The 20094-nt window shown below is 57.1% G+C and carries 20 protein-coding genes; 11 read left to right on the forward strand and 9 right to left on the reverse strand.

What is annotated here, in order from left to right; all coding sequences use genetic code 11:
• Window position 1: 1 nt before the first annotated feature.
• Together M5M_RS16910 and M5M_RS16915 are read left to right on the forward strand one after the other, a co-directional pair.
• A complete protein-coding gene (locus M5M_RS16910) occupies window positions 2-805 on the forward strand; it encodes a tryptophan 2,3-dioxygenase (RefSeq protein WP_276324571.1) in 804 nt (267 codons plus the stop codon).
• A 40-nt stretch (window positions 806-845) separates the two neighbouring features.
• Complete coding sequence (locus M5M_RS16915) at window positions 846-2036, forward strand: aminotransferase class V-fold PLP-dependent enzyme (protein ID WP_015048727.1); 1191 nt, start codon at window positions 846-848, stop codon at window positions 2034-2036.
• A gap of 12 nt (window positions 2037-2048) precedes the next feature.
• Here M5M_RS16915 and M5M_RS16920 read toward each other — a convergent pair whose 3' ends face one another.
• Window positions 2049-2786: a tetratricopeptide repeat protein gene (locus M5M_RS16920; RefSeq protein WP_015048728.1), complete on the reverse strand. Its 738-nt coding sequence runs from the start codon at window positions 2784-2786 to the stop codon at window positions 2049-2051.
• Window positions 2787-2900: 114 nt separating this feature from the next.
• Here M5M_RS16920 and hisC point away from each other — a divergent pair, with 114 nt between their 5' ends.
• From hisC to M5M_RS16935, 3 genes are all read left to right on the forward strand, one after another.
• Window positions 2901-3971 (forward strand): histidinol-phosphate transaminase, encoded by a 1071-nt coding sequence (hisC, locus tag M5M_RS16925; protein WP_015048729.1) that lies wholly within the window; start codon window positions 2901-2903, stop codon window positions 3969-3971.
• 5 nt (window positions 3972-3976) lie between these two features.
• On the forward strand, window positions 3977-4756 hold the full coding sequence (locus M5M_RS16930; RefSeq protein ID WP_015048730.1) for an ATP-binding protein: 780 nt from the start codon (window positions 3977-3979) through the stop codon (window positions 4754-4756).
• Window positions 4757-4876: 120 nt separating this feature from the next.
• Window positions 4877-6253, forward strand: coding sequence for an SLC13 family permease (locus M5M_RS16935; RefSeq protein WP_015048731.1), 1377 nt, complete (start codon window positions 4877-4879; stop codon window positions 6251-6253).
• Window positions 6254-6257: 4 nt separating this feature from the next.
• On the opposite strand, the gene M5M_RS16940 is transcribed toward M5M_RS16935, so the two are convergent.
• Window positions 6258-6650 (reverse strand): GFA family protein, encoded by a 393-nt coding sequence (locus M5M_RS16940; RefSeq protein WP_016389850.1) that lies wholly within the window; start codon window positions 6648-6650, stop codon window positions 6258-6260.
• A gap of 25 nt (window positions 6651-6675) precedes the next feature.
• Between M5M_RS16940 and M5M_RS16945 the strand changes: the two genes are divergently transcribed.
• Together M5M_RS16945 and M5M_RS21010 are read left to right on the forward strand one after the other, a co-directional pair.
• Window positions 6676-7461: a class I SAM-dependent methyltransferase gene (locus M5M_RS16945; RefSeq protein ID WP_015048733.1), complete on the forward strand. Its 786-nt coding sequence runs from the start codon at window positions 6676-6678 to the stop codon at window positions 7459-7461.
• A gap of 422 nt (window positions 7462-7883) precedes the next feature.
• Window positions 7884-9452 carry a trypsin-like peptidase domain-containing protein gene (locus M5M_RS21010; RefSeq protein ID WP_015048734.1) on the forward strand — a complete coding sequence of 523 codons (1569 nt, stop codon included), beginning with the start codon at window positions 7884-7886 and terminating at the stop codon, window positions 9450-9452.
• Window positions 9453-9546: 94 nt separating this feature from the next.
• Here M5M_RS21010 and holA read toward each other — a convergent pair whose 3' ends face one another.
• The 3 genes from holA to leuS are packed head-to-tail and all read right to left on the reverse strand — an operon-like array spanning window position 9547 to window position 13553.
• Window positions 9547-10596 carry a DNA polymerase III subunit delta gene (gene holA, locus M5M_RS16955; RefSeq protein WP_015048735.1) on the reverse strand — a complete coding sequence of 350 codons (1050 nt, stop codon included), beginning with the start codon at window positions 10594-10596 and terminating at the stop codon, window positions 9547-9549.
• Window positions 10577-11089 carry an LPS-assembly lipoprotein LptE gene (locus M5M_RS16960; RefSeq protein ID WP_015048736.1) on the reverse strand — a complete coding sequence of 171 codons (513 nt, stop codon included), beginning with the start codon at window positions 11087-11089 and terminating at the stop codon, window positions 10577-10579. Before M5M_RS16960 ends, holA begins: the two co-directional genes overlap by 20 nt.
• 16 nt (window positions 11090-11105) lie before the next feature.
• Complete coding sequence (gene leuS / locus M5M_RS16965; RefSeq protein ID WP_024330128.1) at window positions 11106-13553, reverse strand: leucine--tRNA ligase; 2448 nt, start codon at window positions 13551-13553, stop codon at window positions 11106-11108.
• Window positions 13554-13677: 124 nt separating this feature from the next.
• Between leuS and M5M_RS19725 the strand changes: the two genes are divergently transcribed.
• The 4 genes from M5M_RS19725 to M5M_RS16985 all read left to right on the forward strand — a co-directional run bounded on the left by M5M_RS19725 (window position 13678) and on the right by M5M_RS16985 (window position 16189).
• Window positions 13678-14118: a zinc ribbon-containing protein gene (locus tag M5M_RS19725; protein WP_015048737.1), complete on the forward strand. Its 441-nt coding sequence runs from the start codon at window positions 13678-13680 to the stop codon at window positions 14116-14118.
• Between the two features lie 40 nt (window positions 14119-14158).
• Window positions 14159-15079 (forward strand): GGDEF domain-containing protein, encoded by a 921-nt coding sequence (locus M5M_RS19730; RefSeq protein WP_162141137.1) that lies wholly within the window; start codon window positions 14159-14161, stop codon window positions 15077-15079.
• Window positions 15080-15306: 227 nt separating this feature from the next.
• Window positions 15307-15684: a hypothetical protein gene (locus M5M_RS16980; protein WP_029879196.1), complete on the forward strand. Its 378-nt coding sequence runs from the start codon at window positions 15307-15309 to the stop codon at window positions 15682-15684.
• An 88-nt stretch (window positions 15685-15772) separates the two neighbouring features.
• Window positions 15773-16189 carry a hypothetical protein gene (locus M5M_RS16985; protein WP_015048740.1) on the forward strand — a complete coding sequence of 139 codons (417 nt, stop codon included), beginning with the start codon at window positions 15773-15775 and terminating at the stop codon, window positions 16187-16189.
• 38 nt (window positions 16190-16227) lie between these two features.
• On the opposite strand, the gene lnt is transcribed toward M5M_RS16985, so the two are convergent.
• The 4 genes from lnt to M5M_RS17005 are packed head-to-tail and all read right to left on the reverse strand — an operon-like array spanning window position 16228 to window position 20093.
• Complete coding sequence (gene lnt, locus M5M_RS16990; RefSeq protein ID WP_029879194.1) at window positions 16228-17706, reverse strand: apolipoprotein N-acyltransferase; 1479 nt, start codon at window positions 17704-17706, stop codon at window positions 16228-16230.
• Entirely contained in the window at window positions 17703-18551 is an 849-nt protein-coding gene (locus tag M5M_RS16995; RefSeq protein WP_015048742.1) for an HlyC/CorC family transporter, read from the reverse strand. The genes lnt and M5M_RS16995 overlap by 4 nt, the downstream gene beginning before the upstream one ends.
• A gap of 56 nt (window positions 18552-18607) precedes the next feature.
• The gene (gene ybeY, locus M5M_RS17000; protein ID WP_169528922.1) at window positions 18608-19108 is read right to left on the reverse strand and encodes an rRNA maturation RNase YbeY; all 501 of its coding nucleotides are present in this window, start codon (window positions 19106-19108) and stop codon (window positions 18608-18610) included.
• The gene (locus M5M_RS17005; protein WP_015048744.1) at window positions 19068-20093 is read right to left on the reverse strand and encodes a PhoH family protein; all 1026 of its coding nucleotides are present in this window, start codon (window positions 20091-20093) and stop codon (window positions 19068-19070) included. The genes ybeY and M5M_RS17005 overlap by 41 nt, the downstream gene beginning before the upstream one ends.
• Between the last annotated feature and the right edge of the window lies 1 nt (window position 20094).

Consider the following 20094-nt stretch of genomic DNA (forward strand, 5'->3'; position numbering starts at 1 on the left):
CATTGGATTTCACGAGTTTTACATGGCACTCACTTACGGCGATTACCTTAAAGTCAACGAACTCATTCAGTTGCAAAAACCTTTATCCAAAGGGCCTGAGCACGATGAGCTGTTGTTTATTACCATACATCAGGCCTACGAGCTCTGGTTCAAGCAATTGCTGCATGAACTGGATCACCTGTGTGTGTTGTTTCGCGAGGACGAACGATTCCGGTGCCTGCACACACTCAAACGCGTACGCACCATACTGAAGACGTTGGTGCAACAGGTGGATATTCTGGAAACCATGAGCCCGTTGGAGTTTTCTTCCTTCCGCGAATTTCTGGATACAGCTTCGGGCTTTCAGTCGTTCCAGTTCCGTGAAATTGAATTCTTGCTGGGGCTGAAAAACCCGGCAAAAATGAAACCCTATCCGGAAGGCTCGCCCGAACGTGAACGCCTGGAAAAGCGCCTGAAAGCGCCGGCAATGTGGGATGTGTTTCTGGCCTTTTTGTCCCGTCGCGGATTTGCCGTGCCGCTGGATGTGATGCAGCGGGATGTGACCGAGTCGATCAAGCCTGATACCGAATTGCAGGACTTGCTGATCATGATCTATCGCACTGAGCCGCTGTTGTCAGAACTGATGGAAGCGATTGTGGATATTGATGAGGGCCTGCAGGAGTGGCGTTACCGACACGTCAAAATGGTGGAGCGCACCATTGGCATGAAGCCCGGCACTGGCGGCTCAAGCGGTGCAGAATATCTGCGGTCGACCCTGTTTGCACCGGTCTATCCGGATTTGTGGAATATTCGGTATCGGCTTTAAATAACGTTGCTGGCTACTGGCAATCAGGAACTGAACCACCATGCCGTTGAGCATAGAAGATTTGCAAAAACCCGTTAACCCGCTGGCGGATGATTACCGGCATTTTCGCGTGGCCGACAGGCTGCTGCTCACCGGCCATTCCCACCAAGCCTGGCCCGATTGCGCCTTCAGCGCTCAACAGCAGGCCTGGTTGGATGCGGCTGAGTACGTTGACGACAAGTGGGCGCTGGCCGCGGAAAAGGCAGACCAGGTTAAGGCCGGGTTTGCCCGGCTGCTGAACGAGCCGGCGGCGGATATCGCGCTGGGTCAGAATACCCACGAGCTGGTGTTGCGTTTCTTGTCAGCGCTGGATCTGAATGCGCGCCCTCGCCTGATTACCACCGACAGTGAGTTTCACACACTGCGTCGCCAGCTCAACCGCCTGAAAGAGACCGGGGTTGAGTTGGTGGTGGTGCCACAAGTGCCCATGCAGTCACTGGCCGGGCGCATCATCGATGCCATGGATGATTCAACAGCGGCTGTCATGGTATCTCAGGTGTTTTTTAATAGCGGTAGAATATTTGCTGATTTGCCTGCGGTGGCCGAGGCGGCAAATCGGAAAGGCATACCGCTGTTAGTGGATGTGTATCACGCGCTTAACGTGGTGCCCGTTGATGTTCAGGCCATGGGGCTGGTGCAGGCATTTATTGTGGGCGGTGGCTACAAATACTGCCAGCTCGGTGAGGGCAATTGTTTTTTGCGGGTGCCGCCCGGTTGCGATTGGCGCCCCGTGAATACCGGTTGGTACGCGGAGTTCGCACTACTGGAATCGAGCCACGGCGACCAGGTGCAGTACGGTAAGGGCGCCGCGGCGTTTGCCGGTTCTACCTATGACCCCACCAGCCATTATCGGGCGGCAGCGGTGTTCGATTTTTTCCAGCAACGGGCGCTAACGCCGGCACTGTTACGACAGATCAGTCAGCATCAGACTGGGGTATTGCTCGACTGCTTTGATGCCCTCAATTTACCGGAAACCATCGGCCCGGATCGCGCCATGGCGCGGGAGGAGCGGGCCGGTTTTCTGGTGCTGGACACGGAATGGGCACAAGCCCTGAGCGCGGGCCTGAAACAGCGCGGCGTGCTCACCGATGCGCGTGGCCGCAGTTTACGCTTCGGTCCCGCGCCTTATCTTTCCGATCATCAGTTGTATGAGGCAATGCAGGCGCTGGCTGAAGCCTGGCGCGCGCTTTAATCCGCGCGTTAATCAGAGGTTGTTGAGGCCCAGCCGGGCCTTGTCGAACCAAACCCGCTCGGGCGTTTCGTCGGTGGGTGCGGCGTTGTCGCCGTCCAGCAGGGTTTGCCAGGCGGTGCGAGCGGCTGATCGATTGCCCAGCTTTTCTTCACACAAGCCCAGGCGATAACGCACCTTGGCGGTGGCGTTGTATTGGCTTAACGCCTGGTATTCGTCCCGCGCCGCCGGCCACTCTTCGAGCGCGTAAAGTGCCTCGGCATAGAGTTCATGCCCGCTGGTGGAGCGGTGGTCCGGGTTTTTCGCAATCAGGGTTTCCAGGGTTTGCCGGCAGGCCGCCGGCCGTTGATCTGCCAGCTGTACCCGCGCGATACGTTGCAAAATGTGCGGGTCGTGCTGGTACTGGCCGGTCAGCGCCTGCTCGTAATACTGCTCTGCGTCGGACAGCATGCCGGCCTGCTCACACTGTTCGCCCATGCGGACAAAATTATCCACGCTCTGCTGTCGCTTGAGGGCGTGGGCGGCTTCCCGCATGCCGCGGCTTGGGTCGAGCCTTTGATTAAACTTTTCGCTTGCACGTTTGACGTTGCGGTTGTGCTTGAGGCCCGGTAGCACCTCGATGATCAGGTACGCGAGGCCGCCAATCAGCGGCGCCATCAGTAAAACCCAGACCCAATAGCGGTCGCGGCCGGTTTTCATGACATGGACCACCAGGGCCAATTGGAGGAGTACCGATAACACGAGAAAGGGCATGGGCTGGTTCCTTTGCATTAGATTTATGCAGACCTGACGGGAGAGCTTAATGCATGCAGGCGCCATAGGATATACTGCGGCCTTTCCAAGCAGCAGTCAGGATCAGACGCCAAGATGTCACAGTCGCGTTTATGGAGCCCCGCGGTCAGCCGGCTCGAGCCCTATGTACCCGGCGAACAGCCGAAAGTCCTCAATCTGGTCAAGCTCAATACCAATGAGAGCGCTTTTGCGCCGTCACCGCGCGTGGCCAAAGCCCTGAGCGCGGACCAAATCGACCGTTTGCGGCTCTACCCTGACCCGAATTCCACCAACCTTAAAATGGCTATCGCCCGGCATTTTGATTTGCAGGTGAATCAGGTGTTTGTGGGCAATGGTTCGGATGAAGTGTTGGCGCATGCGTTCTATGCGTTTTTCCAGCAGGCGTCGCCGCTGCTGTTCCCGGATATCACCTACAGTTTCTACCCAACCTACTGCAACCTCTACGGCATTGAGCACGAGCGCATTCCGCTGGCCGACGACTTCAGCCTGAACCTTGCGGATTATCATAAACCCAATGGCGGCATCATTTTTGCCAACCCCAATGCACCGACGGGCATGCTGGTCGGGTTGGCGGATATTCGCGCGTTGCTCGAGCACAACCGGGATTCGGTGGTGCTGGTCGACGAGGCCTATATCGATTTTGGTGGTGAGTCTGCGGTGAGCCTGATCAACGAGTTTGATAATGTCTTAGTGGTGCATACCACCAGCAAATCACGTGCTCTGGCGGGTATTCGTCTGGGGTATGCGTTGGGGCATCCGGGCCTGATTGACGCTTTGGATCGGGTGAAAAACAGTTTTAACTCCTACCCTGTCGACCGGCTGGCGGAGCTCGCCGGTATTGCCTCGTTTGAAGATGATGATTATTTTCAGCAAGGTTGCGCCGATGTGATTGCCAATCGAGAGTTCTGTGTTGAGCAGTTAACCAAGCTTGGTTTTGACGTTTTGCCCTCGGCGGCAAATTTTGTGTTTGCTAAGCCAACGTTTGCGCCGGCGGCAACGGTGTTTGAACAGTTGCGCGAGCGCGCGGTGCTGGTGCGTTATTTCAACAAACCGCGGATCAGCGACTATTTGCGTATCAGTATTGGTTCGCGCGCCGATATGAAAGCGCTGGTGGCGGCGCTGAAAGACATCGTTCAAAAAGGTTAATCGTTTTGAGTATCGATCGCAGGACCGAGCTGCCGGATTGGCAGGAGACCCACGCGGCCATCTGGCGACCGCGGCGCCAGCAAATGCGGGCAGTGACCCAATTGGACAGTGTCCGGCTGGCGGATCTGTTGGGCATCGACCGGCAAAAGGCCGCGGTGGTGGATAATACCGAGCGTTTTCTGGCGGGCAGGAAAACCAATAACGTGTTGTTGTGGGGCTCGCGCGGCACGGGCAAGTCCAGTCTGATCAAGGCCCTGTTGAATGAGTACGCCGAACGGGGCTTGCGCGTTATCGAAGTGGATAAAGACGATTTGATTGACCTGCCGGAAATCGTTGATGACATCCGCGACTTGCCCCAACGCTTTATTATTTTTTGTGACGACCTGAGTTTCGAGGCGGGCGAGGGAGGCTATAAGCACCTGAAAAGTGTGCTGGAAGGTTCGATCGAACTGCCGCCCGACAATGTGTTGATTTACGCCACCAGCAACCGCCGTCACCTGATGCCGGAACATACCAGTGACAATGACGGTACCCGCATCGTCAACAACGAACTGCATCACGGCGATGTGGTGGAAGAAAAACTTTCGCTGGCCGATCGGTTCGGTTTGTGGTTGAGTTTTTATCCGATTCACTGGGATGAATATTTCCGGGTGGTGGATCATTTGTTTGGCGACCTGCCTGCCGATGAAAGGGCATCGCTGCACAAAGCCGCGCGGGAATTTGCGCTGGACCGGGCCAATCACAGCGCGCGGGTGGCCAGACAGTTCTGGTTGTCCAGGCAGTAGCCGTTGGGTGTTTTCTGGCGCTTACTTTGCGCGGTGACCTGACCTGCCTTTGCACTGACGGCTGCCGGAAACATACACCATCAATAATAAGCGCCGGACCTTACCGGCCAGGGGGCAGCTTTGTTCAGACAATGGCAGGATCACCTTATCTATGTGGCGCCGTTGGTGGGTGCGTTGCTGGCGTGGTTCATGCACGCCCACGGTTGGCAAACCCATGCCTGCCTCACCGCCGGGCTTACGGTGGTGTGTGCCCTCTGGTGGATTTTTGAGCCCATCCCCATTCCGATTACATCACTGATTCCGCTGGGTGTTTTTCCGCTGCTGGGTATTCTGGATGGCAAACAGGTGGCTCAGGCCTACGGTTCGCCACTGATCTTATTGCTTGCCGGCGGTGCCATGTTGTCCAAGGCGATGGAAAAATCCGGTGCGCATAAACGCCTGGCCGTGGGCATGGTGCGCCTGTGCGGCGGCAGTTCCCATCGCCGGCTGGTGGTGGGCTTTATGCTGGCATCAGCCATTTTGTCCATGTGGATTTCCAACACCGCCACCGTGTTGATGCTATTGCCTGTGGCTCTGGCCATTGTCGAGCGTGCGCACGACAAATCCTTTTCCGTTCCGCTGCTGTTGGGTATTGCCTACGCGGCCAGTATCGGGGGATTGGGGACGCCCATTGGCACGCCTGCCAATGTGATTTTTCTGCAGGTGTATGCCAACACCACCGGTGAGCCAGTGAGTTTTCTGGGTTGGATGCTGATGGCACTGCCGGTTGTGGTACTGCTGATACCGCTGGCGGCCTGGTGGCTGACCCGTTCGTTGAGCTCCAGCGGCGCATTGGCGTTGCCTGAAATGGGCGCCTGGCGGCCGGCCGAGCGGCGAGTGTTATGGGTTTTTGCGGCTACGGCGTTGGCCTGGATGACGCTGTCGGAGCCGGCGGGCGGCTGGACTCAATGGCTCGGGCTTGAAACTGCAAATTATGCTGCGGTGGCGCTTACCGCCGTGATTGTGCTGGCGTTGATCCCCGACGGGGATGGTGGCCGCTTGCTGGATTGGGAATCAGCGCGGGACATTCACTGGGGCGTTTTGCTGCTGTTTGCGGGCGGTATTGCTCTCGCGGCCGCGTTCACCGCGACGGGCTTGTCGGAAGCCATCGGCAATGTGCTGTCGGGTCTGGTTAACCTGCCGGTGTGGCTGCTGGTATTGGTGGTAGCGCTGTCGGTTACCTTCCTGACCGAAATAACCAGTAATACGGCGACCGCCACGTTGCTGATGCCGATACTGGCTGCCGCCGGTGTGGGCGCGGGCCTCGACCCTATGCTGCTGATGCTGCCTGCGGCACTGTCGGCCAGTTGTGCATTCATGCTGCCCGTGGCCACAGCACCCAACGCCATTGTGTTTGGCACTGGCGAACTCACGGTAGCGCGCATGGCGCGCGAGGGCTTTGCGATCAATCTACTGGGTGCCGGGATCATTACACTGGTAATCAGTGTAATGATCTGAGAACTTACTCCGACAGGTGCCTGAGGCTGTCGGCGTGCTGTTCCCAGTTCTGGCCATCAAACGGCTCAAGGGTTACGCGTGGCGGGCGGGTCTCCAGGCAGCGCAGATTGACGCTGAACCCGTCCGGGTTTGAGCGCGGCGTATAAAAAGGCTTTACACCACAACGGCTGCAGAACGTATGTTTGGCAACACCGGTATTAAACGTGTAAGTGGTAATGGCGTCCGCGCCCTGAATCAGTCGAAAGCGCGAAGTGGGCACAATAATGTGTTGAAAACCGAGCTTCTGGCACATGGAACAGTTGCATTCCTGTACCGTAATAGCATCGGGCAGCAGGCATTCGGCTTTCACTGCGCCGCAGTGACAGCTGCAGATATAAGATTTCTCAGTCGTCGACATAATAAAATCCAGCAGGAGAATAACTATGACTAAGCAGATTATCACAGGCATTGCCGGCCTGGTGTTTATCCTGACTGCCGCGATCAGCGTGCCAGCAGTGGCCGGTGCTACCGAAGTGCAGGCATTGCTGGCCGCACCGGAAAGAAGCGCGGAGGACCGGCAGCGGGATCAGAGGGACAAGGCTGCTGAGCTGGTTGCGTTCATGAATCTCAAGTCGGGAGATCAGGTGGTGGATGTTTTCGCCGGCGGCGGCTATTGGAGCGAATTGTTTGCCGCGGCCGTCGGGTCCACCGGTAAAGTGTTGGTCCACAATAACAAAGCCTACCGAAGCTTCGTCGGGCCCGATGTCCACAAACGCTTTCACGACAAACCCCTGTCGCAGGTGGGGCTGCATGACCGGGAAGTGGATGATCTGGATCTGACGCCGGCCAGTCAGGATGTCATCTTCATGGGATTGTCATTTCACGATCTCTATTTCGCCGATGCCGCGCAAGGTTGGCCAGCGATTGACGATCAGGCCTTCATACAGCAGTTAGCCGATGCCCTGGTCACACAAGGGCGGTTGATTATTGTCGATCACGAGGCCAAATCCGGCACCGGTGTGAGCGCGGCCCAGACCTTACACCGCATCGAGCGTAAAGCCGTCATCGAACGTGTCACGCCCTTTGGTTTTAAGCTGGTGGCCCAATCGGCGTTGTTGGAAAACAAGACAGATCCACTCGATATCAGCGTATTTGACCAGCGGGTCAGAGGTAAAACCAGCCGGTTCATTCTGGTATTTGAGAAAATGAGCAAGATACAATCAAACTAAACTACCAAGCTGGTGCGACAGCGTTCAAACACTAGCGTTTAACCAGTAGTATTGCGGGCATTAACACTGGTGAATAAGAGTTCAGATTAATGCACGTAAGAATACTATGGGGCTTGCTGTTGTTGCCGGCTTTGCTGTCATGTACGGATGGGCGGGATCAACATGCAGGTGCCAGCGCGGAGGGGCAGGCATATGACGCGACTGACATACCGCTTAGTTCACGCTCCGAACCTGCTAGTTCCGGGTTGGCTGGTTCTGGCACCTCTGGCACCGAACCATCGCCTGAGGTCCGTGAACCAGCGTCTTCTTCCACTGAGATCGGACCTGGTGCGTCAGTAGCACCGGCCTCTGGAGCCGTCGAGCGAGAAATTCTCACCACGCACAAGCCACGTAATGCCATTGAAACGGCCAGGAACAGCACGGTGTTTATTGATTCTGGTTTTGGTACGGGCTCGGGTTTTTTCTTCGATCAGGCTTGCACAGTGGTCACCAACCGACATGTGGTTCAGCTGACCTACCAAGACATGAAGGAAATGAAATATCGCCACCAGCAAGTGACACGGTATCTGGAACACGGTGTGGCAACGAGAGAGCAGCGGCATGAATTGCAACGGGAAAAACAGCATCTTGACAAGGCAATTACAGCGTTCAAATCCAACGGTCTGGCAAAAGAAATCACTGTCTCCCTAGTAAACGGCAGAAGCTTAGCAGCCAAGGTGCAGGGAATCAGCGAAAATTATGATCTTGCCTATCTTTACCTCAAAGCAGATGGATGCCCTGCGATGGGGTTGAATCCCGATTCAGACTTACCCTTAGGCCATAAAGTTTTCACTATTGGCAACCCAGCAGGACTTAAATATACGGTCACTGCTGGGATTGTATCGGGCTATCAAACCCATGAGGCCGCGGAGTATGTGCAAACCGATGCAGCGATCAACCCGGGCAACAGTGGCGGGCCTTTGATTGATGAGCAGGGTCAATTGGTAGGAGTGAATACAATGATTCTCTCCGGTACAGAGGGAATTGGTTTTGCGATTCCCGTGGAATCCTTGCTTAAAGATTATTCAGATCTCAGCCCCAAAATGCAGAAACTGGTGAATTCGGCTGAGATTACTTTGTGGAATCCAGCTGCGAAGACCACAGCAGATTCTAACGATAGTGATGAAGCGTTGTTGCGCGATGCGCATAAAAACTGTCTGGTGGAATTTGATAGCGCGCAATGGGTCGCAGCCAAACAAGAGTGTGAGTATGCTGCGGGAAAAGACAATGCCCAGGCACAATTTTTATTGGCTGAATTGCTCATGGGCGAAGCTGATGCTACGGCCGAAAAGCGAGCGCTTTCGCTTTATCAGCGAGCGGCCTCTGCGGGCTATGCGGAGGCGATATATCGGGTGGCTCAAATGCGAGCATCGGGCGAGCGACTGTCCAGAAATGACGCTATGGCGCAGGATCTTATCGAGGAAGCCTGTGAAAAAGAATTCGCGGTGGCCTGTAACCGGTTAGCGATATACGCACTTCGTGCTCACGATTATGAAGCCGTGCATCTGCATCTGGATAAAGCCATTGAAACGGGCAGTGTGCTGGCCAGGTTGAATAAGGCTTACACGCTGGAAAACGGGCTCGGTGTAGAAGCCGATCCGGCCGCGTCCTTTGAGCTTGTTCGTGAGGCGGCTATGCTGGGAAGCAATTTGGCTCAATTCCGTATGTTCTGGCATTACTACAAAGGCGAGCAAGTTGAAAAAGACTATGCCAAGGCATTGGTGTGGCTCAAAGTATCGGAAACCGACAAGCAGGAAGATGAAGACTATATCGAAGGCTGGGATAGGGATATCCCGGCAAACACCCGGTTCTTTCTGGAGCGGCTGGTTAGTGGCGAACAAAAACTCACTGCCCATGCAGAGGCCAAGAGTCTTAAGCGCCAGATTGCCAAAGAAGCCGAAGCGTATCGGATGAAAACCTTGTATCAACGGTCCCACAACCAAGCGCAATAAGCACTGAGCTACATTACTGAAGAACCTGTGGGTAGAAAATCATTTTGGCTTGCAAGCAAATCCGCGTATTAAAAATTCGGGTTGAGGTTCTGGATTAAATGCTCAAACTCATGCGGGTATTGCTCGCGGTCAGGCTGCGTACCCCGGCCAGCTGCAATACAAGGTCGAGCAATTCGTCCCAGGGGTCGGCCGGGCGCATGCCCTTAACCGCCCGGTCGATACCGTTGCATTTACGCAACAAGACTTCCAGTTCGTTGGGCTTCAGGCGGCGCAGCGCGGCGCTGACGATGGACTTTTTGGAATCCCACACGCCGGCCTGTTTGCATGCCCAGTCGAAGTTGCTGCCACTGGCGGTGCCCGCAGCCACTTGCAATAACGACCGGATATCGCGCGTGAGTGCCCACAAAATAGCGAGGGGTTCCGTGCCTTCGCCTTTCAGGCCCTGCAGGTTGCGTACTGCTGCCTGAACATCGCCCAACAGGGCTTTGTCCACCAGCCCGAAAATATCGTAGCGGGCGGAATTGGCCACCACATTGGCCAGTAACTGTGAATCCACCCGGCCATCGGTTGCCAGTAGTTTCAGTTTTTCGATTTCCTGCGCCGCCGCCAGTAAATTGCCTTCGATGCGGGTTGCCAACATGTCGATGGCGCTTCTGTCCGCACTCAGGCCTGCCGCACTGAGCCGTTGGTCCAGCCATTGATGTAATTGGGCGCCATTGATCGGCCAGATCTGAATGAAAACCCCCGCCTGTTCCAGCGCGGAAAACCATTTGGCCTTTTGGGTGTTGCGATCAATTTTTGGCAGCACAATAAGCAGCAGGTTGTCGTCTGCCGGGCGTGCCGCATACTCCTGCAAGGCTTTTCCACCTTCAGTGCCGGGTTTGCCACCGGTGATGTGCAACTCGATAATTTTCTTTTCGGCAAACAACGACAGGCTTGCCGCACTGGCGTGCAGCTGACCCCAGTCGAAGCTTTTGTCGGCGTGATAGCGCTCGCGTTCGGTATAGCCCTGTTGGCGAGCGGATTGGCGCAAGGTGTCACAGGCTTCCTGCACCAAGAGCGGCTCGTCACCACTGATGATGTAGATGGGCGCCAGGCTTTTGCTGGCGGCCGCAGCCAATTGCTCAGCGCGCAGCTTGGCCATCGGGACTTTGTTCGATCATAAAACTCAGGCGGCGGATGATTTGCGAGGCAAGTTCGCGGGTCATTTCGGTTTGTACCAGAGTGCCCTCGCCGGTGGAGCTCAGCACGCTATTGGCATTGTAACTGACCGCGCGTGCGATTTCCGCCGTTGTGGGCTTGCCAATCAGGCGATTATCCGGATCCCGCAATTCAAACTGAATGGCTTTCAGGTATTCGTACTCGGCGACCACCGCATCCGCGCCCAGCGCGGCGGTGCGCCTTTCGTTAATTTCGCGACCGAGAGCAAGCGTATAAAAACCCGAATTGCCTTCGGGGCGCGTATTGATACCGTTGGCGGCCAGCTGCGCGTGCAGTTCATCTTCCAGGGCACCGGAGGCGCCCTGAATTTTGAGTGCGGTGAAGTTGTCGGGCACATCAATTGCGCCTTTCAGGTGCCAGCCGCAGGCAGCGAGTAACAGGGATATGGCAACAACTGTATACCGCAGTAGCCTCATGGTTTTATTTCCTTGATTACTTCACCGCAAAGGTCACCAGTTTGCCCGGGACCACTTTGCACATTTTTATTTCAACGCCGTCCAGGAACTTCTGCACATTGTCGTTGGATTTGGCCAGCGCAATAATGGTGTCGTTGTCGGCGTCGGCGGCGACGGTAATTTTGGCGCGCACCTTGCCGTTGATCTGTACCACCAGTTCCAATTCACTTTTCACTAACGCCGCTTCATCCAGTTGCGGCCAGCCGGCATCCAACAAATTGTCACCGCGCCCCAGGCCTGCCCACAAGGTATGGCAGATGTGCGGGACGATAGGCGCCAGCAGCTGTACGGCTGCCAGCAGGGCTTCGCGCTCCACCGCCAGGTCCTGGTCGTCTTTGCGTTCAAAGCGGGTGACGTCATTGAGCAATTCCATCACCGCGGCAATGGCGGTGTTGAACGTCTGGCGACGGCCGTAATCGTCGCTCACCTTGGCGATGGTTTCGTGGGTTTTGCGGCGCAGGTCTTTTTGCGGCCCGGTTAAACTGTCCACCTTCAGTTCGGGCGCTGTGCCGGCCTGCTGGTGGGCGTGAACCGCTTTCCAGAGTTTACGCAAGAACCGGTGTGCGCCTTCTACGCCCGCGTCATTCCATTCCAGTGATTGCTCGGGCGGTGCGGCAAACATGGTGAACAGGCGCACGGTATCGGCGCCGTACTGGTCGATTAACTCCTGCGGGTCAACGGTGTTGCCTTTGGACTTGGACATCTTGGTGCCGTCTTTCAGCACCATGCCCTGGCACAGTAAACGCTTGAATGGCTCATCGCCGCTCACCAGGCCTTCGTCGCGCATCAGCTTGTGGAAAAAGCGCGCGTACAACAGGTGCAGGATGGCGTGCTCAATGCCGCCCACGTATTGATCCACCGGCAGCCAGTAGTCGGCGGCGGCTTTGTCGATCATGCCGCCATCGAAATTGGCGCAGGTATAACGGGCGTAATACCAGGATGACTCCATGAAGGTGTCGAACGTATCCGTTTCGTGTTCGGCCGCCTGACCATCGAATTCGGTTTTGCGCCACTGCTCGTCTTTTTTGATGGGCGAATGTACGCCATCCATGACCACCTCTTCAGGCAGCAAGACCGGCAGGCGCGATGCAGGCACCGGAATTTCCTTGCCGCCGTTGAGGTACAGCACGGGAATCGGGGCGCCCCAGTAGCGCTGGCGGGATACACCCCAGTCGCGCAAACGGAAATTGGTGGTGATACGGCCTTTGTTTTCCTGTTGCAGTTTGGCGGCAATGGCGTCGAAGGCGGCCTGGAATTCGAGGCCGTCAAATTCGCCGGAATTGATCAGTTTGCCTTTTTCAGTAATAGCGGCCTTGGTCAGATCGCCTTCGCCGTCGATTACCTGCTCGATGGCCAGACCGTATTTCTGGGCAAATTCAAAATCGCGCTGGTCGTGTGCCGGCACCGCCATCACCGCGCCCGAGCCGTAATCCATCAACACATAGTTGGCCACCCACACGGCCACCGGCTTACCGGTGAGCGGGTGCAGGGCTTTGATGCCGGTATCGAAACCCTTTTTGTCCATGGTGGCCATGTCGGCTTCGGACACCGACTGAATTTTGCATTCGGCGATAAAGGCGGCGAGTGCTGCGTTGTTTTCCGCCAGCTTTTTACTGATCGGGTGTTCGGCCGCCAGGCTCACATAAGTGACGCCCATTAAGGTGTCGGGGCGGGTGGTGTAGACATCAAATGCCGTGTGTTCGCCCACCGGGGCTTCCAGCTCGAAAGTCATCTCCACGCCCTGGCTCTTGCCGATCCAGTTGCGCTGCATGGTGCGCACCTGCTCGGGCCATTCGTCCAGCTGGTCCAGATCGTTCAGCAATTGCTCGGCGTAATCGGTGATTTTGATAAACCACTGGGGAATCTCTTTGCGCTCCACTTTCGAGTCGCAACGCCAGCAGCAGCCGTCGATGACCTGCTCGTTGGCCAGCACGGTCATGTCGTTCGGGCACCAGTTCACCGAAGAGACTTTTTTGTAGGCCAGGCCTTTTTCGATCAGGCGGGTGAAAAACCACTGCTCCCACTTGTAGTAATCCGGCTTGCAGGTGGTGACTTCGCGGCTCCAATCGAAACCAAAGCCCAGGCGCTTGAGTTGGCCGCGCATGTAATCGGTATTGGAATAGGTCCAGGCTGCGGGAGCGGTGTTGTGTTTGATTGCCGCATTTTCGGCTGGCAGGCCGAAGGCATCCCAACCCATGGGGTGCAATACGTTTTTGCCTTGCATGCGCTGGTAACGGGCAATCACGTCCGAAATGGTGTAGTTGCGCACATGGCCCATGTGCAGCTTGCCGCTGGGGTAGGGGAACATGGATAGGCAGTAGAACTTTTCCCGGCTGCTGTCTTCAGTGACCACGAAGCTCTTCTCGGTTTCCCAGAAGGTCTGGGTGGCGGCTTCAATCTGGTCCGGATGGTAATGTTCTGTCAGTGGCAGATGAGTTGTCACGATGGGCCTATACTTAACTGTGTGATTAGAGCAAAGCGGGCAATTATAGGGCTTCGCGCACGGGATTGGTATGCAGCAGAGCCCATTTGGCCGGGAGGTGGCGAGAATGGCACAGAAGAGAGAATCAGCTCAGGAAGACCACTGGCAACAGGCCCTCAACCAGGGCGTGGAAGGCTTTGTGAAGCTGGAGCTGGCGGCCGAAGACATGGTCAAAGATGAAGCGTCTTTGGTCCGGGCCTGGTTGTCCGATGATGCGCATGCGGCCGGTCGCTATTTGTCGGGGCTGGCACAGGACATCAATACCCTGGAACAGCGGGCCGGCGCCTGGATGCTCAGTGCGGCTGATCCGTTCCGGGCGGAATGGTTGCACCTGAGTTTATGCCTGGGCCATTCGGCCGAGGTGATGGTGGCCGGCGAAAAGCCCGGAGGCGTTCACCTGGCCTGTGCCGGTTGCGGTCAGGACGCCGCGCTGGATGTTGCGCGGGCGTTGTTGGCTTGCGAGGGCTGCGGCGGTCAGGTGTTCAGACGCAAGGAGCTCACCCATTAACCAGCAGGCTTTGCTAAACCATATTCCCATTGCGCAACTGATGTCCCGTAATGTGGCCCGCATTGCGCCTGAAGAGCCCTTGGTGCTGGCTTACCGGCGGGTCCGGGAGGAAGGCATTTCCTGTCTCATGGTGATGCGCGGCGCGGAACTGGCCGGCATTATCACCGAGCGCGATCTGGTCAATCACATTGATTACCTGATTGATCAGGACAACCTGAATCTGGCGCATTTGGGTCGGGTGTGTGATGTCATGAGCCGGCATTTGGTGGCAGTCATGGATACCGATGGCCTGCAGACGGCGCTGGATAAGTGCATGGAAAAGGCGATCCGCCACCTGCCGGTGCTGAACGCTGCCGGTGATCTGGTTGGGGTGGTGACCCAGACCGATCTGGTGCGGGCCTATTCCCACATACTGGCCCAGCAGCTCTCGCTGGCCTCAGACAACGAGCGGCTCAAAGCCCTCAGTTTGCTGGATCCGCTGATGGGTATCGGCAACCGGCGGGCAATGGAGCGGGATCTCAAGCACACGGCCGCTGGCAGTGACCGGCGCCATTTACCCTACGGCGTGGCGCTGCTGGATATCGACTGGTTCAAACGTTACAACGACCACTATGGCCACCAGCTGGGTGACGAAGCGCTGAAAGCGGTGGCGACAGCCATCGGCCGCACCCTGCGGGCTGGCGACCGGCTCTACCGCTATGGCGGTGAAGAGTTGATGCTGTTGTTGCCGGAAACCGATCTGGAGGGCGCGGTGTCGGCTGCAGAAAGGGCCCGCAATGCTGTGCTGGCGCTGTCGATTGAGCACGATAAGAGCCCGCTTGGGGTGCTGAGTCTGAGCGCGGGTGCCGCCGCGGGTGCCGACCGCGACTGGCAGGCATTGGTGTCGGCGGCGGATGAAGCCCTTTATGACGCTAAACACAACGGCCGTAATTGCGTACACGCCATGGCTGCCCATGACTGACAGGTCCGTCTGTTTTTTGTGCTGTTGTGGCCTTGCGTAACATCTTTCTGTCACACTTCGAAACGATCATAGCCGCTCTTTTGGAATAAGCAGCGAACCTCTTGGTTCCGGAAAGCTCTATGATAGACTGCCGTGCAAGGTCTGGGGTGTCCCTTCCTTTAGATAAAAATAATTATAAAAAACACTATAAATATAACTATTTTAGAAGTCCGTTAGTGCAAATCGAGATGTTAATTAAAGACAGCGAGTTTACTCAGGTGACCTTGGCGAATCGCCTGGGCCAGTCCGTTGACGCCGAAGTGTTGTGTCATCGGGAAGGTGAGATTGATCTGGTGGTCATCCGGTCGCCCGATCAGGTGTCGGCCCGGCGTCTGGCCAAGAATGCTGAACACTTTGCCCGTCAGTTGTTGGCCTTGTGTAAAAGCACCACTGAACGGCTGCAGATTGTCGAATGGCGGGAAGCGGAAGAGCAGGCGACCTTGTGGCGCTGGCACTTTTCCTGGGTGGGGCAGTGCCCCGTCACTGCCAAAGCGGCACCGGTGAAAGCCGGGCATCACAAACTCATTAACGGAATTCTCAGCAGCCTGACGATTGCTGCCGCCTGAATGGAATTTTGGCAAAGGGGTCTGTACCGCGGTACAGGCGCAGTAACCATTACCCACGTCAAAGCCTGAGTTATTGGGGGGCTATACAATGAAAACCAATTTACTTCCCAACCTGTCCCGGATTGAGCTGCTCGATAAACAGGGAAATCCTGTGCAGCTACTGGTTAAATTATTCGAGCATCAGGGCCGCTACGCAGTATTCATCGAGGACAGCGCCAATGGCGTGCTGGCGCGCAATGCCGGCGCGGTGATCAGCCAGCTTGTCCGTCGGTTGGCGTTACCGGTCGCACAAACCAGTTTTTACCGGCACATTTATCTGCCACACCAGGGCAGTGTGTTTGGTTGCTTCCAGATGGGCTGGGGTGAAGACAACAGCATCAGTCACTACACCTTTTCCATGATGTCGCCGCTGGTGGATGACCTTGCGGTCCGGCGCATACTGAAAGATGGCAAGCCGGTCAGCGTAAGCTACGGCGTGCTGCGCAATTTATCCTCCGCGGTCTGACCCGGCACCCCGGTCACTGACGGCACAAAACCGGGCTTTCAGGCCTGGTTTTGTGCGCGCACCTGGCGCAACCTGATTGCGCCGGCCCACACAATACTCAGCAACCACCACGGCAAGCTGCCGGTGATCATGAATGGTGTCTGTCCGGCCATAGGTTGGGTCTGTCCGCGCAAGGTCAGTTGGGTAAAGCGCTCACCCTGTGCGGTAATCCTGCCTCGGTCATCGATCAGCGCGGTCAGGCCATCGTTGGTGGCGCGTATTACCGGTCTGCCGGTTTCAATGGCTCGCATGCGGGCCATCTGCAGGTGCTGAACCGGCGCCGTGGAGGCACCAAACCAAGCGTCGTTACTCACGGTCAGAATGGCATTGGCTCCGCGGCTGCCTTCTGCAATCAGGTCCGGATAAACGATTTCGTAGCACACGGCGGGCCACACCGGGGTGTCTGCCAGCCAGAGTGGCGACTGGCCGGACGGGCCGCGGTGCAACACCGACATGGGCAGGTCGAAGAACTCAATCAACCCGCGCAGCTGATCCTGCATCGGAACGTACTCGCCAAATGGCACCAGGCGCTGCTTGTGGTAAATGCCGCTGCCCTGGCCCAGTACCACCAGGCTGTTGTGATAGCGGCGCGCCAGGTCGGCAATGATACCTGTGACCAGACTGGTCCGGGTGGCGGCAGCCTGTTCGGCCTGCTCGGCCAGAAACGGCTGGGCATCAGACAGGAGGGTGGGGAGCGCCGCTTCGGGCCAGATCAGCCAGTCGGCGTCCCAGTGATCCCGGCTGAGCGTTTCCAGGCGCTGGTAGGTGGGCTGACGCCAGCTCAGATCCCACTTGTGTTGCTGGGGAATATTGGGTTGCACCAGTGCCACCTGTTTCGGGCTGCCAACAGGCTGGGTCCATTCGATGGTTTGCAGTGGTTTGCCCAGCAGCCACAGGCAGGCGCAGGCCGCGATGGGCAGATAGCGCCAAGGACCCGGAGAGCGCAAATACACCAGGGCGCTGGCGCTGAGGGCACAGATAAAGCCGAGCCCGAACACCCCCGCCACCGGCGCCCAGCCCACCAGCCAGGTATCCATCTGGCTGTAGCCAGACAGTAACCAGGGAAAGCCCGTGAAAATCCAGCTGCGATACAGCTCGTTGAACAGCCAGAGCGCGGGAAAAGCCCAGAGCATGGCGCTGGCATCAAACAGGTAGCGTCGGGCCAGGAAGAACGGCAGCGCAAACATGAACGCCATGAAGGCCACAAACAGCGCAGTCATGAATAACGCCAGTGGCACTGGCGCGTTGCCGTAAGTGTGAATACTGACAAACACCCAGTAGACACCGGCACCGTAGAGGCCGAGTCCATAGCAGAAGGTGAGCAGAAAACTGAAGCCGGCCGATTGCGGGCGGCTGATCAGCCAGGCCAGCACAGTGATACCCGCCAGCGCCAGCCAGCTGAAATCAAACGGCGCCAGTCCCAGCGGCAGGCCAACGCCCGCCAGCGCGGCCAGCGCCAGCATCAGCGGCCTGTTCATTGTGATTGGGGTGCGCTGACCCGCAGCAAATGGAGTTTACGGCTGTCGGCGTAGAGTACTGTGAATTCGTAGCCGTCAATGGTGACCGATTCATTGCGTTTGGCCAGGTGGCCGAAACCGCTCAGCACCACGCCGCCGATGGTGTCGAAATCATCCTCAGAAAAGCCACTGTTGAAGAACTCGTTGAAGTCTTCAATCGGGGTTTGGGCCTTGACCACGTAAACGTTGTTTTCCAGCTTGCGGATATCGGAGTCGTTATCTTCCTCGTCGGTCTCGTCTTCGATTTCGCCGACGATTTCCTCCAGGATGTCTTCGATGGTGACCAGCCCCGAGATGCCGCCGTACTCATCCAATACCAGCGCCATGTGGTAGCGGTTTTCCCGGAACTCCCGCAACAGGATATTCAGTCGTTTACTCTCGGGGATGACGTTGGCCGGACGAATGATGCTTTCGAGACTGAAATTTTCCTTGCCACCCAGAATCAGTGGCAATAAGTCTTTTGCCAGCAGGATACCGCGAACATCTTCGGTGTTGTCGCCAATAACCGGGAAGCGCGAATGGCCGGAATCAATAATCCGGGGCAGGTATTCTTCAGGCGATTCGTCCACCCGCACGGTGACCATTTTGGACCGGGGGATCAGGATGTCGTGTACCCGCTGATCGGATACTTCCAGCGCGCCTTCAATGATGTGCAGGGCTTCCTGATCAAACAGGTTGCGGGAGGCGGCTTCCTTGATGATGGCCAGCAGTTCTTCGCGCGAGCTGGGTTCATTGTTGAAATTGTCTAACAGTTTGCGCAGCCAGGATTTTTCCTGGGGCCGGCTACTGGGTGGTTCATCGCTCATGGCGAGGCAAATTCCTTGATGTAGGGGTTATCCAAACGGAGCGGTCATTGTACTGACTATTCGCGATCTGCATAGGGGGCGGGAAAGCCCAGATCCAGCAGTATCTCAGTTTCCAATGCTTCCATCGCATCGGCGTCAGCGTCCTCTATATGGTCGTAACCCAACAGATGCAAGGTGCCGTGCACCAGCATATGCGCCCAATGGGCGGTTTCTGATTTGCCTTGTTCGGTCGCTTCGCGCGCCACCACGGGGGCGCAGACCACCAGATCGCCCAGCAGGGGCAGGTTCAGTTCTGGCGGCAGATCGGCGGGAAAGGAAAGCACGTTGGTGGGGTAGTCCTTGCCCCGGTAATCCCGGTTGAGCGCCTGGCCCTGGGCTTCATCCACAATCAGAAGGCTGACTTCCGCCTCCTTGCGCCTGGCCCCGATAGCGGCACAGACCCAGCGTTCCAGCTGGGCCTGGTCGGGCAGGTTGGGTGCGCGCGAAGCCCGTTCGGTGTCGAGGGTAATCAAGGTCTCACAGACCTCCGGATTTCGGCTGCCGGGCGTCGTATTCATCGTAGGCTTCGACGATGCGCTGCACCAAGGGGTGGCGCACCACGTCCTTGGGTTGGAAGTAGGTAAAGCTGATGCCCGCGACCTTGTCCAGCACTTCCATGACGTGCTTCAGGCCGGAATGCTGGCCGCGCGGCAGATCGATCTGGGAGGGGTCGCCGGTGATCACCGCGGTGGAGCCAAAGCCGATCCGGGTCAGGAACATTTTCATCTGTTCGCGGGTGGTGTTCTGTGCTTCGTCGAGAATCACGTAGGCATTGTTGAGGGTACGCCCGCGCATGTAGGCCAGGGGCGCCACTTCGATCACGTTGCGCTCTATCAGTTTGCCAACGGTATCAAAGCCGAGCATTTCCCACAGTGCGTCATAGAGTGGGCGCAAGTAGGGGTCGACTTTCTGGGATAAATCGCCGGGCAGGAAGCCGAGCTTTTCACCGGCTTCCACCGCCGGGCGCACCAGCAGGATGCGTTCGATCTCGTCTTTCAGCAGCGCTTCCACCGCGCAGGCCACGGCCAGATAGGTTTTGCCGGTACCGGCCGGCCCGATGCCGAAATTGATGTCGTTGCTCTGTACCGCCTTCACATAACGCTGTTGGTTGGCGCCACGTGGGCGCACGGTGCACTTGGCGGTGCGGATCAGGGTAATGTCATCCAGGGACTGCTTGCTGACCATGGCCGATTCCACGTCCGACTGTTGCAGGGCCAGGTGGACCTGGTCGGCGGTGAGCTCGGGCTCTGTGGCCAGTCCCGCGTAGAGTGACTGCAGTATCTGTGCGGCAGCGCCGGCGGTCCGGGCATCGCCGGACAAGGCAAACTCGGCGCCCCGGTTGTGAATAGTCACGTTCAGGCGTTTTTCGATTTGCTTTAGGTGCGCATTGAGCGGGCCGCAAAGGGCGGCAAGGCGCTGGGCATCATGGGGTTCGAGGGTAAAGCTGTGACTGACGGCGTCGGCGGCGGGTGCAGCGGTGGCTGCGGTAATGTTACTGTTCAAA

Source organism: Simiduia agarivorans SA1 = DSM 21679 (assembly GCF_000305785.2).
Classification (GTDB): Bacteria; Pseudomonadota; Gammaproteobacteria; order Pseudomonadales; family Cellvibrionaceae; genus Simiduia; species Simiduia agarivorans.